The following is a 15,990-nucleotide window of genomic DNA, read 5'->3' on the forward strand; positions in this document are numbered from 1 at the left end:
ACGTTATTGCGCCGTTTTTAGTATTACCGGCTCTATTAATACACTTTGCTCAGCGTCGGACAGCCAAATCTGGCCTTCGCTGATATTGCACTGCAAGTTCATATTACGGCTAACCAGTTTGGCCATTTGCGCTACGGCTGCCTCGTCTATTTCTAACACGCTGAGGTTTTGATAGCGCTGCAGCGCCTGTTGGTTATTCTTCCACCATACTGGCACGCTGCGCCCGCCATAACAAAACAGTTGCACTTGTTTGGCGCGTCCGGCCGCTTTTCGCAACCACTTTTCATCGCTTTGGCCAAACTCAACCCAGAGGTTTATTTCGCCGCTCAGGGCTTTGTCCCATAATTCCGGCTCATCGTCTTCAGCACTTAGCCCTTTGGTAAACGCCAGGGTGTCGCTGGCATTAATGGCAAAGGCTAGCAAACGTACCATCATACGCTCGTCGTTTTCGGACGGATGCTGGGCCAGCGTCAGGCTGTGGTCCTGGTAATAATGCCGGTCCATATCGGCAATTTGCAGCTGTACTTTAAATACGGTGGCTTTAAGTGCCATTGCTCAACTCACTTGCAGTATAAAGGCGGCGAGTGTAACGCGAAGTGCTGTTGTACTCAATTTTACCGTTTAAGCCGTGGGTGGCTGCCGTGTTGGCCCAAACTGCGCTATGCTGTGAAAAGCAGAGATAACTAACTGAGTTAACGTAAAAATGTCGGAATTTGATATAGATATGGTGCAAAACTTTTTAATTGCCTTGTTGCTGGGCGCACTGGTTGGCATTGAGCGCGAAAAGCACCGGCGCGACGAGCACCCGAACAGTTTTGGTGGCCTGCGTACCTATATTTTGTTTGCTCAGGCCGGTGCGGTATCGGCCTGGTTATCTATTCATCTGCAATCGCCTTTGCTGTTCGTTATTACGGTGTTGGTGGTGGCATTAGCAGTGTTAACTGCCTATATTCTGGAAAACCGGCACAACCCGTCTGCGCTGGGCTTAACCAGTGAAATAAGTGCTGTTACCGTATGTTTGCTCGGTGGCGCCATTATGTTTGGCTACGCTGAACTGGCGGTTATGCTGGGTATTTTAACCTCAGCCATTTTAACTTTTAAGCAGCCACTGCACGGTCTGGTAAATAAAATTGGTACTGATGATTTGTATGCCGGGCTTAAGCTGCTTATCGCCAGCTTTATTGTATTACCCTTGTTGCCAAACGAACCTATCGATCCCTGGCTGGCGCTTAATCCCTATAAACTCTGGCTACTGGTGATCTTAATTTCGACCATGTCTCTGCTCGGTTATGTTGCGGTGCGTTGGCTGGGCGCTGCACACGGTGCCGTGGTTACCGGTATCAGCGGTGGCCTGGCATCCTCTACAGCAGTGACCTTGAGCTTTGCCCGCAGCAGCAAAATAGAGAGTGATCCACTGGCGGCCGATAATCAGGCTTGTGGCGTGTTGCTGGCCTGGCTGGTGATGTTTATCCGTGTGCTGGTTACCATCAGTATTGTTTATCAACCCTTATTAGCCAAGATATGGCTACCGTTTAGCATTATGGCTGGTGCAACCGCGACAATGGCTGGGTTGTATTACTGGCATGGCAGCCGGCGTTATCAGGCGCCACAGCAAAGTGCGGTAAAAGTAACCAATCCCTTTAGCCTGGTGGCGGCTATCAAATTCGGCGCTTTGTTTGCGGTAATTTTGTTGCTGGTAAAGTTAACTGAGCAATATGCTGCAGCAGAAGGCTTATATTTGTTAGCGGCAGTAGCGGGCATGACAGATGTGGATGCCATTACCTTATCGATGGCGCAATATGCCGGCCAGTCAGCCGAGGCCTTAACCGTTGCCGGCAGCGCTATTACTGTGGCCGCGCTTAGCAATACGCTGGTAAAGTGTGGCTTGGTGTATGCACTGGGTGGCCGTGCATTGGCGCATAAACTGGCCATATCTACCCTGGTTATTCTGGCGCTGGGTGTAGCGGTGTTGTGGTTGGGCTGATGCTTTTGCAAACCGGGTTATGTGGCAAAAGCTAATTCGCCGCGTAACAAAAAGCTGATTAAAAAATATGATCAGGCTGGTTGATCGGATAACAGTTAGGTACAGTATCTAACCCGTAATATAATGTGCTGTTTATTAAGCTAGTGATCAAAATAGGGTTATCAGATGAAGGTTTGTGGTTATGTCCTTGCTGCGGTGTTATCTGCAGCATTATGTAGTGCGACGGCAACTGCCCAGCAAGCCGCCCCGCAGGGATTTTTATATGGTGTGGGTATAGGCGTAAATCAGGAGATTTACCGTGGTTACAATAACCGTACTATACCGTTGCCGATAGTCGGTTATCGCGACGATAGGCTATCTGTGTACGGCCCTTTTGCCAGTTATAAACTGCTGGATTTTGGTAATATCAGTGTCAGTGCTAAGCTGGCGCCACGTTTTGCCGGCTTTGACGAGTCTGACAGCAGCGTGTTTGCCGGTATGGCAAAACGTAAAAGCTCATTGGATGGTGGTTTTGCTGTGCAATTGCGCCAGCAAGACTGGCTGTTGGAAGCGGATACCGTATTTGATCTGTTAGGTAATTCAAATGGCCGTGAGTCAAAACTGGCAGTAAGTTACAGCTATCGCACCGGACCTGTAGTCATAGAGCCTAAATTTGGTATCAGTTATTCTGACAGCAAACTGGTTAATTATTACTATGGTGTGCGCGCGGACGAAGCAACAGCGCAGCGTGCGGCTTATAAGGCCGGTGGCGCGGTTAACTACAACGCTGGTTTCTCACTTAGTACACCAGTGTTTTTCGGTGGTATGACGCGCTTAGGTATAGAGCATCACTGGTACGGTAGCAGTATCAGCGACAGCCCGCTGACTGATCGTGACAGCGGTTTGTCGGCTTTTCTGTCCTGGTCGACCTTTTTTTGAGTTAGTGGATTAAAGCCTGCACTAATTGATGCACGGCCTGCAGTTGGAGACCCTCTTTGGTTGCATAGTCTGCGCCGGTATAACCCCACCAGTCCCAACAGGCGTTGGGGTTGAACGGGTTTATACTACTGGCTGTAGCTTGCGGGTAAAGCACCACCAAGTTATTGCTGTCAGCATAATTATTTAAACCGGTACCGGTAACATAAGCATCACCAACACTTTGCGCATTTTGTTTGCAACCATGAAAGCTAACGTGCAAGCGGCAAGGCTGTCCCTCTGCACAGCGCTGTGGCACATAAAGATAACCGTGTTCAGCCAGAGTAGTTTTTGCTGCGGTGGATAATAGATGTTGATTAAGGGGAATCAGTTGCCCTGAAGCTGCGCTCGTTTTCGCGTTAACCTTACCCAATAGATGACTAAGCAAAGCGCCGGCGGCATCATAGTTACAGCTGGCCAAAAAAGGCGGCTCTGATAGCTCGCAGCTACCTAAATCGGTGCGGTCGGTAGGGAAGGTATGGCCAAAGGCTTTGTCATTTATCAGTGTTATGTTAGCCGGTTGCAGCCATTGCTGGTACTGCTGATAAAGCGTTACCGCAAGTCCGGGGTAGACGGTTCCGTCTTTGGTGCCATGAAATATCCACACTTTGTCGCTTGCCAGCGCGGATAGCGGCGCCAGTTTACCCTCTGCTTGCCGCTGCTTTAAATAAGCGTTAATAGCAGCCATGTCCGGCGCGCTGGTGGCTTTATTAAAGCAATGCTCCAGCGCTAAACCCAAACTGTTCTGAGCACAGTACACCGGGCCTGCTGCAATCATGGCGATACCGTTTACACTCTCTGCAAAAGCGAGGTGATATTGGCCTGCCATATAAGCGCCACTGGATAAACCTGACAAGGTGATAGCATGTTGTAGTTTAAGTTGGGGGATCTCAGCGCTGGTAATCGGGGAAGGCATACTTGTCGTTAATATGGTTAAATACAGTAAATTTATGGCGGGCATGACAACTCCTGGCAAGAAATATAATCTGCTTAACCATGACAAAACTAAACAGTTTGAGCAATAAGGCTTTAGTACAGCAACTGGGGGGCTAATCTACAGGTAGTGTCATATAACGCAGATAACGTTGTTTATTCAGTGTTTCAGGCAGAGATTGCCATAGTCGTTCTGACAGAGCGGGATTGCGTTGATAAAAATCATTACTTAGCATCAGGTAACCGTTGCTTCTATGTAATGCCGGGTACAATAACAGCACTGGCAGTTGGTCCAAATGCTGCTCTTTTGCTTTGATGCCGTTCAATTCGCACAGCACTGTAGTGGCATCCACCCTGCCAGAGACCACCAGCTCCAGAGCCTGCTGCGGCGAGTTTGCGCCAACCAGCAGAGTATTTTGTGGAAACGGAATCGGTTTATAGCCTAGTGGCCTTGATACGGTAATTTGGTTGATTGGGTGATCAATATTGTCAGGTAGAGAATTGTCATAACGGTATGCCAGACACAAGCCCAATTGGTTGATTGCTTTGGCCGGATCAGGGCTGCCATCCGGTTGTTTGGGGTATACCGTGTAATGCTCCCGGTCTGGATCATATGCCGCAATCAGTGCGTCTACACTGTTATCTTCCAGCTGCTGCAGGCAGCGTAACCAGGGTAAACGCACAAGTTGTAACGTTACACCGGCTTTTGTTGCTGCCAGACGCAGATGTTCGATGGTTGCACCTGGCAGGTCGGGAATGTGTTGGCCATTACCGGCGTAATAGGGTAACAATTGCTTGTCTTCGTAGCAAAAGCGCAGCGTAATGCTTTGCTGTGTTGCGGTAATATCTGTTTCTGGTGTTTGCAGCACATCAGAGCGCACAGCGGTGCTGAACAGCAATAAGCTGAAGTGCAGTATTAACGTCGCGGGCTGCATCACAAATCCTTTGAGCACAGTTTAATAGTCAAATACGTTCGCCACGCCGCGCGAGCGCGGATCAGCAATGGCAGTCACTGTGCCGTTAGTGCTATGTATCGCCTGAATGTCGCCCAGGCTCCAGCTTTGAGTCACTAGATTGTAACCCCTGGCTTTTAATTGTGTCTGCACTTCAGCTGCTAAGGGGGCATAAGGCTCCATTGTGATCTGATCCTTAGGTAATAACTGATGGTGGAAGCGCGGCGCAGCAACAGCCTCTGACAGCGGCATACCAAAATCATACAGATTGGTTATTACCTGAAAAATGGAGGTAAAGATAGTTGAACCGCCAGGGGTACCAATAATTAGCTCTACTTTACCATTTTTGACTAGCAGGCTGGGTGTCATGGATGACAGCATACGTTTGTTTGGCGCAATTGCATTAGCCTCACTGCCCACCACGCCAAAAGCGTTCGGCACGCCGGCCTTGGCAGAAAAATCATCCATTTGGTTATTAAGTAAAAAACCAGCACCTTCAACTACTACACCGCTGCCATAATCCAGATTAAGCGTGTAAGTGTTTGACACTGCATTGCCGTGTTTATCCAGCACGGAGAAGTGCGTAGTGTGGTATCCCTCCAGCCCCGGTTTTACTGACTTAGTGGCTGAAATGGCTTTACTGTTTATTTCTGCAGCGCGTTTATCTAAATAGGAGCTGTCCAGCAATTGTTGTTGCGGCACGCTGGTAAAATCCGGATCGCCTAAATAATAAGCGCGATCGGCATAAACCCGCTTGGCTATTTCCGCCATTAAATGTACGTATTGAGCGCTGTTCAGCGTAATGCCGTTAAAATCTGCTGCGCGCCGCTGTTTCAGGCTAAGCAGTTGGCTAAGGGCTATACCGCCAGAACTGGGCGGGGCAGTGGTTACTAATTGATATTCATGCCAGGGCATTACTACCGGTTCACGCCAACCGGCTGTGTAGCTGGCTAAGTCAGCCATGCTGATTAGGCCGCCGCCGCGATGCATCTGTGCCACCAGCAGTTTAGCGGTTTCACCCAGATAAAAATCTGCCGGCCCATGTGCGGCAATTCGGCTAAGCGTGGCGGCCAATTCCGGTTGGCGAAAGTTTTTACCGGCTTGCATAGTGCCAAAGTAGTCAGCAAAGTTTGTTGTACCTGCCAGTTGGCTTAGGATGTCAGCACGATACTGGTATTGGTTTTCGGCGACTGTAAAACCATTTTGCGCATAGTGTACCGCTGGTTTTACCAGCTCGGCCCATGGCAGTGTGCCAAAGCGTTGATGTGCTTGCCACAAGCCCATCACTGTACCGGGCACACCGCTTGCTTTATGGCCAATTAAACTTAAGTTCTCAATAATTTGTGTTTCTGAGTCCAAATACATATCGCGGTACGCTGCTGCTGGAGCTGTTTCACGATAATCAAGAAAGTAGGCTTTGCCATCAAACCATAGTGTCATAAAGCCACCGCCACCTATGTTGCCAGCTTCAGGGTAGGTTACCGCCAGAGTAAAAGCAGCAGCAATAGCTGCATCAACCGCGTTACCACCCCGGCGCATTATCTGCTCTGCTATTTCAGCTCCGTACTTATCGGGTGCGGCTACGGCGCCACTATGTTGGACTTTGGTTTCATCCTCAGCCACGGCGCTGTTTAATACAACAAACAGCGTTAATAACATAATGCGATACAACATTGAACTCTCCTACGTGACATTGCTCCTGTTCTACCTTGGCACAGTTAAAATTACAAGACATGACAAGCGTTATTCCTGCGTCTAAGCTGAGTTTATAATAACAGGCTAAATACTAAACAGAAGTAAACCAGTTCTGCTTTGGTATTTACCATAACATGGGGTAGTAAAATGGCATTCTGGAATACATTAGGCGGGCGTTTACTCAGCATACCTATATTGGCATTGCTGGGTTTTATTGTGTTGGCGGCTGTAGCGTTGAGCGCACTTAACCAGAGCTTGACTGAAGGCCGTGAAAACCGCGTAGTAGCAGTTATCGACAGCGGCCTTAGTATCTTAAAACATTACCAGGCGCTGGAGCAAAGCGGTGCACTAAGCACTGCTCAGGCACAGCAGCAAGCGATGGCGGCCATTAAAGCGATCCGCTATGACGGCACCGAATATATCTGGATCAATGACACGGGCCGGCCCATTCCGACCATGATTATGCACCCCACGGCGCCAACACTCGATAACACCATATTGGATCAAGAAAGATTTCACCATGCCACCTTAATGCGCAACCGCGACGGCAGCCAACGACAAGTGCTGGACAATGCTAACTTGTTTGTTAGCTTTGTCGATGTCATAGGTCGTTACGGCAATGGTTTTGTCGAATACCAATGGCCCAAACCGTTAAAAAGCGGAGGGATGTCAGAACAGCGCTACACTAAGTTGTCTTATGTGGCCAAAGACGCTAAGTGGGACTGGGTATTAGGCTCTGGTATTTATATTGACGATGTAAAAGCGGCCTTTTGGGCGGTAGCTGTAAAGGTTGGCCTGGTCGTGGTGATTATTATCTTGCTGACGGTGGGGGTATCTTTGTTTATCCGCCGTTGGTTGCTGCGGGCCTTAGGCGGTGAAGTTGCCAGCACTAAAGCATTGGTGCAACAAGTTGCCGGCGGTGATTTTTCAGTAAATTTTGCGCTAAAACCCGGTGACAATGACAGTTTGTTGGCAGCACTAAGCGGCCTTATCAGCCAACTGCGCAGTATTATCAGTCAGCAATCCTCAATGGCTGAGCAGCTGGCAGGGCAATCTGAAGCACTGGATGAAACCAGTCAACAAACGAAGCATATTTTGCAAAGTGTGATGGACCAAACGGCTCAGGTAGCCACTGCCGTAAATGAAATGACCGCCACCTGTGAAGATATGGCACGCAGTGCGACCACTGCTGCAAAAGCTGCCCGCGACGCCGATACTGAAACACAAAATGGCGTAACCTCAGTACAACAAACGATAACCGCTATTGATGCGCTTAAGTTAAAACTAGACCAGGTGTCTGAGGTTATAGCCCAATTATCAAAACGCGGCGAAGAAGTTGGCGCGGTAACAGATGTTATCGGCGCTATTGCCGAGCAAACCAACTTGCTGGCGCTTAATGCCGCGATTGAAGCAGCACGCGCAGGCGAAATGGGCCGCGGCTTTGCCGTGGTTGCAGATGAGGTGCGCACTCTTGCCAGCCGCTCTCAGGCTTCTACCCAAGATATCAACAAACGTATCGAAGGTATTCAGCAAGACTCTGCTAACGCAGTAGAATCGATGGCGCAAAGCAAAACAGAGACTGAGCAAACTATTGCCTGTTCGCAGCAGGCGAATGAAGCGCTAAAACGCATCAATACTGCAGTATCCAGCATTACTGACGTAAACGATCAATTAGCCAGCGCCACCGAAGAGCTGGCGGTGGTGTCCGGCACCATAAACGAGAATATGGAAAACATCGCCAACGCCGTGGAAAGTACCACGGTGAAATCAACTGAACTGTCGGTCGCTAGCCAGCAATTACGGCAAATGGCCAGTGACATGAAAAAGTCACTGAGTGGTTTTAAACTCTAAACCAAAATAGATAAGCACAGAAACAACAAAGCCCCGCAAAAGCGGGGCTTTGTTTTGAGGAATTAATGGTCGGTACGAGAGGATTCGAACCTCCGACCCCTTCACCCCCAGCGAAGTGCGCTACCAAGCTGCGCTACGTACCGACGTAGGGCGTATCATAATGATTCCCCGCCAGAAAGCAATGCTGTAATGGTTGACTGTCGCTATTTTCGCCAGTCTGTTCTGCGGTTATGTGTTATCGGCGTTATAGCAGGCTATTAAATGACTCGGCTATTAAATGTATTGCTTCCTTGCTAGCATAGCCATCTTTACGTCTTTTGGTGTATAGCTGTGCTGTGGATCCCCTTTACCTTGCTGGCTGCGTTTATGCAAGCCTGGCGCAATGCGTTTCAAAAACAATTAAGCAAAGATGTTGGCGTGGCCGGGGTAACGCTGGCGCGTTTTATCTGGGCATCACCGCTGGCGGCAGTATATTTGTGGGCTTTGTATCAGTGGCAACCGGTGGCGCTACCGGCTTTTAACGGTCGTTTGGCCGGTTTTATTGTTGCGGCTGCGCTGGCACAAATTCTGGCTACTGCGCTGATGGTAAAGCTGTTTAAGCTACGTAACTATGCTATCGGAGCCGGGCTGGCTAAAAGCGAGGCTGTGCTGGCTGCGGTGCTAGGCGTGGTGTTTTTCAGCGAATCTTTAACCGCGCTGGGCTGGCTAGGTGTGGCCTTAGGTGGCTGTGCGGTATTTTTACTCAGTGGTGCCAGCTTACGCCAGTTATCGTTGCCGGTAATGTTGCTGGGCCTCGGTAGCGGCTTGGCGTTTGCAATGACATCCTTATGGGTGCGCCAGGCCAGCCTGGTGCTGGGCTTGCCATTTCCGCATGGCGCGGCCTGGGTATTGCTGCTGGTTATATTGCTGCAAACCGTTATTCTGCTGCTGTGGTTAAGCCTGAAAGATAAACCGACGTTAACAGCACTGTGGCAGCGGCCAAAGCTTACCTTATTGGTTAGTGTTTGCAGTTGTATTGGCTCGGTGGGTTGGTTTACCGCTATGAGCCTGGAATCGGTAGCATTGGTAAAAACCCTTGGCCAGGTTGAAGTGCTGTTTATGTTACTGATCTCAGCTTTTGTATTTAAAGAAAAGCTGCAAAAAGCCGATCATTGGGGCCTGGCGCTAATAGTGCTGGCTGCTATAGCCGTAATGTGGGCTTGAGGCAGGACAACTGCCTCAAGCCTAAGTCAGTTTGTTATGGCTGTGTCAGAGCCCATTCGGTTAGCAGTTGTACGCCGAAGCCAGTGGCACCTTCCGGGTTAATACCTTTACTGCTGTTAGCCAGTGCATTGCCGGCTATATCGATATGTGCCCACGGTGTCTTGCCAACAAATTGCTGCAAAAACAGGGCTGCGGTGGACGCGCCTGCGCTGCGCCCGGTATTTCGCAAGTCGGCAATGCGGCTTTTTAGCTCAGGCAGCATGTCGTCTGTTAGCGGTAAGCGCCATAGTTGCTCATTTACCTGCTTGCCGGCTTGTTGTAATTGCATCACCAGGCTGTCGTCTTTACTAAACAGGCCGGCATAGTAACTGCCGAGGGCTGTAACTTTGGCGCCGGTGAGAGTGGCGATATTTACCATAGCCCGCGGCTGATAATGTTTTTCGGCATACCACAGGGCGTCAGCGACAACCAGTCGCCCTTCGGCGTCGGTGTTAATTACTTCCACACTTAATCCGGCAGCGCTGTTTACCACATCGCCTGGCAGATAAGCACGGTCGGAGATCATATTCTCTGCCAGCGCTAATACGGCCAGCACATTTACCGGGGCTTTTTGCTCTGCCAGGGCATGTATTGTACCCAGCGCCGCCGCCGCACCTGCCATATCGCTGGTCATGCGAAGGATAGAGTCAGCTTGAGTTTTTAAGTTATAGCCGCCGGTATCAAAGGTGATACCTTTACCCACTATAGCTAAAGGCGCTTGTTGGCTACCTTGCCAATGTGCGATCACCAGACGCGGTGGCCGCGCGCTGCCGCGCCCTACGGCTAAAATGGCGCCCATATTGTTTTTTTGCAATGCTTTTTCATCAAGCACCGTAATTTTCACGCCGAGTTTTTTCAGTGCGGTAGCTTTTTCAGCAAAGGTGGCCGGAGCTAGTCCCATAGCAGGTTCATTGGTCAGGTCTCGTGCCAGCGTGACACCGTTGGCAATTGCAGTGAGTTGCTCATGGCGCCGCTGTGCTTCTTTGGCATTGGCTACGATAAATGTCAGTTGCTGCTGCTTTAACGGCGCAGCTTTACTTTTATACTGATCAAAGCGATAAGCGCTTAACCTTGCCCCAAACGCCAGCTGTGCGGCTAATTCAGTATCAGCCAGGCTGCTGTTGATCTGGCTGGCATCCACTATTACCTGCTGTGCTGCGGAGCTACCTAATTGCTTTGCTAGCTCAGCACCTAGTGCCGCCGCGCTGTGGGTGTTATGTTCGGTTGCATTTCCAACGCCCAATATTAAAAGCCGTTTATAGCCCTGATACGGCACTGGCGGTGATAGCCATTGCAAACTTTGCCCGGTAGTCGCATTAAAGCTTTCGCTTTGCGCCAACTGTCTGAGTTGTTCATCCTGTAGTTGGGTATTTGTTCCTGCCAGTAATACCAGGGTGTCGGCATCAGGTGTTGTTTGTTCTGTAAAACGGATCTCAAAGGGGCTGGCTGAGGCTATTGTGCTTAACAGCAACAGAGATACAGTGATTAACACGCGCATACAAAAAGTCCTTGTATAATTTTTCTGTATTGTCCGTAGCAAAGCAAGATGATGCAACTGCAATGCGATAAGGTGATGGCTGGCGATGTCGGAATGATGGCGAAACAAATACAGCTTGCCACTGGTGAATTTTTGCTAACTCAGTAAAATGGTGCCTTCTTAAGAGTTAACGTAGTGATTTTTGTGTCAGATAAAGACCTATATGCCGATATCCGTCCGTACAACGATAGTGAGGTCGTAAGCGCTATAGCCCGACTAGTTGCTGATAAAGATTTTATCAAGGCAATTTTGCACTACCGTTTTCCGCATTTATCGGGTCCCTTTGGTTGGTTACTGTCTCCTGTGGTGCAATTTGCACTAAAACGGCGCTGGGCCAAACTGACCAGCGTGCAAGCTGTGCAGCGGCAGGTTGCAGTGTTTATGGACCGAATGATAGAAAATACCACTAACAAGGTAACAGTGTCAGGACTGGAACAACTAAGGCCTGGTAAAGCTTATCTGTTTGTGTCCAATCATCGCGACATCGCCATGGATCCTGCATTGGTGAACTGGTGTTTACATCATCATGGTTTTGATACTGTACGCATTGCTATTGGTGATAATTTACTGCGCAAGGCCTGTGCCACAGAGCTGATGAAGCTAAATAAAAGCTTTATTGTGAAACGTGGCGCCAAAGGGCCGCGTGAAATGCTAAAAAATTTCTCGCAGTTGTCGTCTTATATTAAGCATTCACTGGAACAACAACAATCGGTATGGATTGCGCAAAAAGAAGGCCGAGCTAAAGATGGTAATGATGAAACCGACCCGGCTATTTTGAAGATGTTTTATATGGAAGGCAAAAAGCGCGGCGAAGATTTTGCCGCCTATATGGCTGGGTTAAATATCGTGCCGGTGTGTTTATCTTATGAGTATGACCCGTGCGATATAGATAAGATAAACGAATTGTGGCAAAAACAAACTGCCGGCAGTTATCAAAAAGGCGAGTTTGAGGATATCGACAGTATTATTAAAGGCATAGTGGGCTTTAAGGGGCGGGTGCACGTAGCTTTTTGTACTCCGCTCAGCGATGTGCCGGCAGAGCCTGAGCAATTGGCCGCATTAATAGATCAGCAAATTTGGCAAGGCTATCGTTTGTTTCCGGTAAATTATTTAGCTGCCGGTCAACAACATTTGGCTATTGATGAAGCGGTAGCAGAACAGTGGCAACAACGGTTACAGGCTTTGCCTGCTGCAGCTCAACCTATGTTAAGTCAGTTGTATGCCGCACCGCTGTTAAAACAGCATACCGGCGGAGTGCATAGTTGAGCTATTTAATTACGGTAACGCTGTTATGGGCGTTTTCGTTTAGCCTGATTGGGGTGTATTTAGCCGGTCAGGTAGATGCCTACTTCGCCGTGTTGCTGCGCGTGCTGTTGGCCCTGCTGGTGTTTTTACCTTTTATGCGATGGATACCGCTTGCGCTGGCGCTAAAGTTACTGGCGTTGGGTGCGGTGCAACTGGGGCTGATGTATTTGTTTTATTATCAGTCGTTCTTGTTGCTTACGGTGCCAGAAGTGCTGGTTTTTACCATTTTTACGCCGGTTTATATTACCCTGTTGTACGACGCATTGCAGCGCCGCTTCCGCTTTCGCTTTTTACTGGCGGCGTTGTTAGCCGTTGCCGCTGCTGCCATTATGCGTTATCAGGGGCTGACACAAGATTACTGGTTGGGCTTTGCGGTAGTGCAGGGAGCAAATTTATGTTTTGCGCTAGGCCAGGTAGGTTATAAGCTACTATTGGCACAACAACCTTCTGCTTTATCGCAGCATCACCTATTTGGTTGGTTTTACCTTGGCGCGGTAATAGTGGTGTTACCAGCCTGGTTATTGCTAGGTGATGCGCAGTATCCGCAGAGCGCTACGCAATGGAGCATATTGCTGTGGTTGGGGCTGGTGGCATCCGGTGGCGGTTATTATTATTGGAATAAAGGCGCTACCTTGGTTAGCAGTGGCTTGTTGGCTGTAATGAACAATATGCTGATCCCGGCAGGTTTATTGGTAAATATTGTATTGTGGAACCGCAATGAGAACTTGTTGAGCTTATGCATAGGTTCAATACTGTTAATCTTATCCTGTATGTTGTGTAAGCCTGTGCGCAACTCAGTTAAACCCGGAGTGGCAAATGGCCAGACAAGTTAGTTATACCTTTAATAAACAGCGTAAAGTAATTAACTTTAGCTATGACAAGCACCGTGATATGTATGAAGCTGTTGCTGCAGCCGAAGGCATAGACTTAACTCGCTTTCTGGCGATGGAGCAGCAAGTGGCAATGACCGCTAAGCGTGGCGCAGCGGTGAAAAATTACCGGCAGCAAGAGTTTGCCCGTATGGGTTTTGCCGATATCGCATTCGTCAGAGAAGAGCAGTAGCTAGATATGGTGTTTGTAACCGGGCGCTTAATTTATTCAGGTAGGGTGGTAAATTAAAGGCAATAAAAAAGGACACCGCAGTGTCCTTTTTTTAGCAAGTGCTTAGATTACAGAACTGTAACGTTAGCAGCTTGTGGGCCTTTTTGGCCTTGTTCGATTTCGAAAGCTACGCGTTGGCCTTCGTTTAAGGTTTTGTAACCTTCAGTTTGGATAGCACGGAAGTGAACGAATGCGTCAGCGCCGCCGTTATCCTGAGTAATGAAACCGAAACCTTTATCAGCGTTGAACCACTTAACTACACCAGTTACTTTAGCCATGAATGACTCCTAAAAATTTTAATAGAACTAATTGACGCTTAATTGCGCTTTTAGCCTGACTGTTACCTTACTTATGCGGCCAAACGTGCGTGAATCTTCAGGACATGACTTACAATGAAGCTGTGTAGCGAAGTTTTCATAAACATTTTGTTACATAGGTCTGCTTTACAGGCCGGAATGAACTATAACAGGTTTGAGCGTAATGTATATAGCAAATTACAAATAAACCGTTGTCAGGCAATAAAAAAGCGTAAAAAATAAAAAAGGCCGCAAAAGCGGCCTTTAAAAGCAGTTGTTTATTTATTGAACATTAAGCATTTAATGCTACTTCAGGTGCGACGAAAGCAAAACCTAATGCTTCGGCCACACTTTCATTGGTCACCTGACCATTGATCACGTTTAAGCCGTTCAGCAAATGCTTGTCGTCCAGCAAGGCTTGTTTGTAGCCTTTATTGGCTAAACGCAGGATGAACGGTAAGGTGGCGTTGTTCAGTGCAAAGGTGGATGTGCGAGGCACAGCACCTGGCATGTTCGCGACGCAGTAGTGCACTACATCATCAACAATATAGGTCGGCTCAGCGTGGGTGGTTGCTTTAGATGTTTCAACACAGCCACCCTGGTCAATAGCAACGTCAACAATTGCTGAGCCTGGTTTCATGCGTTTAATGTGCTCTTTAGTCACCAGCTTAGGCGCGGCTGCACCTGGAACCAATACGCCACCAATAACCAGATCGGCTGCCAGCACTTCTTGCTCTAACGCATCGGCAGTAGAGTAAATGGCTTTAACTGCGCCATTGAACTGAGCGTTAATACGGCGTAACACATCTACACTACGATCCAGCACTGTCACATCAGCACCTAAACCCAGCGCCATTTGTGCTGCGTTGGTACCTACCATTCCGCCACCAATTACGACTACTTTGGCCGGTGCTACACCAGGTACACCGCCTAACAGCATACCACGACCGCCACAGGACTTTTCCAGAGCACGGGCACCGGCCTGAATTGACATGCGGCCAGCGACTTCTGACATTGGCGCTAACAGCGGTAAACCGCCGCGGTTGTCGGTAACAGTTTCATAAGCAATACAGATAGCTTTAGATTTAATTAAATCTTCGGTTTGCGGTAGATCCGGTGCCAGGTGCAGGTAAGTAAACAGAATTTGGCCTTCACGCAGCATGGCGCGTTCAACCGCTTGTGGCTCTTTTACTTTAACAATCATCTCTGCTTTAGCGAAAACGTCTGCCGCTGTTGGCAACACTGTAGCGCCGGCAGCGGTGTAATCTTCATCGGTAAAGCCAATGCCCATACCGGCATTGGTTTCTACCAATACACTGTGTTTATGGTTTACCAGCTCACGTACGCTGGCTGGTGTCATACCGACACGGTATTCATGGTTTTTGATTTCTTTTGGTACGCCAATAATCATGTTTTTTTGCCTTATTTTGAGGTAAATGTTGGCTTAGGTAAAATTTATGCGAAGTATACTGCTAATTTTAAGGAATTAATGCTTGTTTTGAGGCGTTAGTGTAGTGCAAAATTCTGTTTAAAATTAAAAAGCGAATTATTTAACTGCAATGTACTCTTTAAGTAAAAGTATCAAGAAGTTAGATCGTATAGATCGTAAAATACTCACTGAATTACAGCGTGACGGGCGTTTAGCCAATGTTGAGTTGGCGCGCAGAGTAGGGCTTAGTCCAACGCCGTGCTTAGAGCGCGTACGTAAGCTCGAAGCTGAAGGCGTTATTCTGGGTTACACCGCTCAGGTCGACCCACACAAGGTAGGTGCCGCTTTGCTGGTGTTTGTCGAAATTACGCTGAGTAAAACCTCACCTGAAGACTTTGATGAGTTTAGTAAGGCGGTACAAAAACTGACAGAAATTCAGGAGTGTCATCTGGTATCGGGTAGTTTTGATTTCCTGTTAAAAACCCGGGTAGCCAATATGGCGGCATACCGTGAACTGTTGGGCGAAACGCTGCTCAGATTACCCAGCGTGCGGGAGAGCCGCACCTATGTGGTGATGGAAGAAGTAAAACAAACCACTTTTGTCGCAGTTAATAGTTAAATACTGGTTCAGCGCCGCTTCACGGATGCACTTTTACAGTCTGTCTGGTATCTTAAGCAGCAACGCGCTCACAGAAGAACGACGATAAAAA

At 48.5% G+C, this 15,990-nt stretch carries 15 protein-coding genes and 1 tRNA gene; 8 read left to right on the forward strand and 8 right to left on the reverse strand.

The features are described 5' to 3' along the window. Positions 1-3 precede the first annotated feature (3 nt). Complete coding sequence (locus ACYVIC_RS05120) at positions 4-552, reverse strand: YaeQ family protein (RefSeq protein WP_460857875.1); 549 nt, start codon at positions 550-552, stop codon at positions 4-6. A gap of 151 nt (positions 553-703) precedes the next feature. Between ACYVIC_RS05120 and ACYVIC_RS05125 the strand changes: the two genes are divergently transcribed. Both ACYVIC_RS05125 and ACYVIC_RS05130 read left to right on the forward strand, forming a co-directional pair. Continuing rightward, positions 704-1,984, forward strand: a complete 1,281-nt coding sequence (locus ACYVIC_RS05125) for an MgtC/SapB family protein (RefSeq protein ID WP_460857877.1) — start codon at positions 704-706, stop codon at positions 1,982-1,984. Between the two features lie 165 nt (positions 1,985-2,149). After that, a complete protein-coding gene (locus ACYVIC_RS05130) occupies positions 2,150-2,902 on the forward strand; it encodes a MipA/OmpV family protein (protein ID WP_460857879.1) in 753 nt (250 codons plus the stop codon). A 1-nt stretch (position 2,903) separates the two neighbouring features. Here ACYVIC_RS05130 and ACYVIC_RS05135 read toward each other — a convergent pair whose 3' ends face one another. The 3 genes from ACYVIC_RS05135 to ggt all read right to left on the reverse strand — a co-directional run bounded on the left by ACYVIC_RS05135 (position 2,904) and on the right by ggt (position 6,498). Further along, entirely contained in the window at positions 2,904-3,899 is a 996-nt protein-coding gene (locus ACYVIC_RS05135) for an extracellular catalytic domain type 2 short-chain-length polyhydroxyalkanoate depolymerase (protein ID WP_460857880.1), read from the reverse strand. A gap of 88 nt (positions 3,900-3,987) precedes the next feature. After that, positions 3,988-4,806, reverse strand: a complete 819-nt coding sequence (locus ACYVIC_RS05140; protein ID WP_460857882.1) for an amino acid ABC transporter — start codon at positions 4,804-4,806, stop codon at positions 3,988-3,990. Between the two features lie 21 nt (positions 4,807-4,827). Then, positions 4,828-6,498, reverse strand: coding sequence for a gamma-glutamyltransferase (gene ggt, locus ACYVIC_RS05145; protein ID WP_460857884.1), 1,671 nt, complete (start codon positions 6,496-6,498; stop codon positions 4,828-4,830). Positions 6,499-6,666: 168 nt separating this feature from the next. Between ggt and ACYVIC_RS05150 the strand changes: the two genes are divergently transcribed. Then, positions 6,667-8,370, forward strand: a complete 1,704-nt coding sequence (locus ACYVIC_RS05150; protein WP_460857886.1) for a methyl-accepting chemotaxis protein — start codon at positions 6,667-6,669, stop codon at positions 8,368-8,370. Positions 8,371-8,436: 66 nt separating this feature from the next. On the opposite strand, the gene ACYVIC_RS05155 is transcribed toward ACYVIC_RS05150, so the two are convergent. Further along, positions 8,437-8,513: transfer RNA gene (locus ACYVIC_RS05155), tRNA-Pro, on the reverse strand. Positions 8,514-8,700: 187 nt separating this feature from the next. Between ACYVIC_RS05155 and ACYVIC_RS05160 the strand changes: the two genes are divergently transcribed. Further along, the gene (locus ACYVIC_RS05160) at positions 8,701-9,573 is read left to right on the forward strand and encodes an EamA family transporter (RefSeq protein ID WP_460857888.1); all 873 of its coding nucleotides are present in this window, start codon (positions 8,701-8,703) and stop codon (positions 9,571-9,573) included. A 34-nt stretch (positions 9,574-9,607) separates the two neighbouring features. On the opposite strand, the gene ACYVIC_RS05165 is transcribed toward ACYVIC_RS05160, so the two are convergent. Continuing rightward, entirely contained in the window at positions 9,608-11,110 is a 1,503-nt protein-coding gene (locus ACYVIC_RS05165; protein ID WP_460857890.1) for a leucyl aminopeptidase, read from the reverse strand. Between the two features lie 183 nt (positions 11,111-11,293). Here ACYVIC_RS05165 and ACYVIC_RS05170 point away from each other — a divergent pair, with 183 nt between their 5' ends. From ACYVIC_RS05170 to ACYVIC_RS05180, 3 genes are read left to right on the forward strand one after another with little or no spacing between them, the layout of a single operon-like run. Continuing rightward, entirely contained in the window at positions 11,294-12,415 is a 1,122-nt protein-coding gene (locus tag ACYVIC_RS05170; RefSeq protein WP_460857892.1) for a 1-acyl-sn-glycerol-3-phosphate acyltransferase, read from the forward strand. Next, the gene (locus tag ACYVIC_RS05175) at positions 12,412-13,287 is read left to right on the forward strand and encodes an EamA/DMT transporter family protein (RefSeq protein WP_460857894.1); all 876 of its coding nucleotides are present in this window, start codon (positions 12,412-12,414) and stop codon (positions 13,285-13,287) included. The genes ACYVIC_RS05170 and ACYVIC_RS05175 overlap by 4 nt, the downstream gene beginning before the upstream one ends. Then, positions 13,271-13,516: a DUF2960 domain-containing protein gene (locus ACYVIC_RS05180; RefSeq protein WP_460857896.1), complete on the forward strand. Its 246-nt coding sequence runs from the start codon at positions 13,271-13,273 to the stop codon at positions 13,514-13,516. Before ACYVIC_RS05175 ends, ACYVIC_RS05180 begins: the two co-directional genes overlap by 17 nt. A gap of 107 nt (positions 13,517-13,623) precedes the next feature. On the opposite strand, the gene cspE is transcribed toward ACYVIC_RS05180, so the two are convergent. Together cspE and ald are read right to left on the reverse strand one after the other, a co-directional pair. After that, positions 13,624-13,833, reverse strand: coding sequence for a transcription antiterminator/RNA stability regulator CspE (gene cspE, locus ACYVIC_RS05185; protein WP_027670166.1), 210 nt, complete (start codon positions 13,831-13,833; stop codon positions 13,624-13,626). A 310-nt stretch (positions 13,834-14,143) separates the two neighbouring features. Further along, positions 14,144-15,262, reverse strand: coding sequence for an alanine dehydrogenase (gene ald / locus ACYVIC_RS05190; protein WP_460857899.1), 1,119 nt, complete (start codon positions 15,260-15,262; stop codon positions 14,144-14,146). Between the two features lie 148 nt (positions 15,263-15,410). On the opposite strand from ald, the gene lrp reads away from it, so the two are divergent. Then, the gene (gene lrp / locus ACYVIC_RS05195) at positions 15,411-15,899 is read left to right on the forward strand and encodes a leucine-responsive transcriptional regulator Lrp (protein ID WP_460857901.1); all 489 of its coding nucleotides are present in this window, start codon (positions 15,411-15,413) and stop codon (positions 15,897-15,899) included. Positions 15,900-15,990: the final 91 nt, after the last annotated feature.

This window comes from Rheinheimera gaetbuli, from assembly GCF_054781935.1.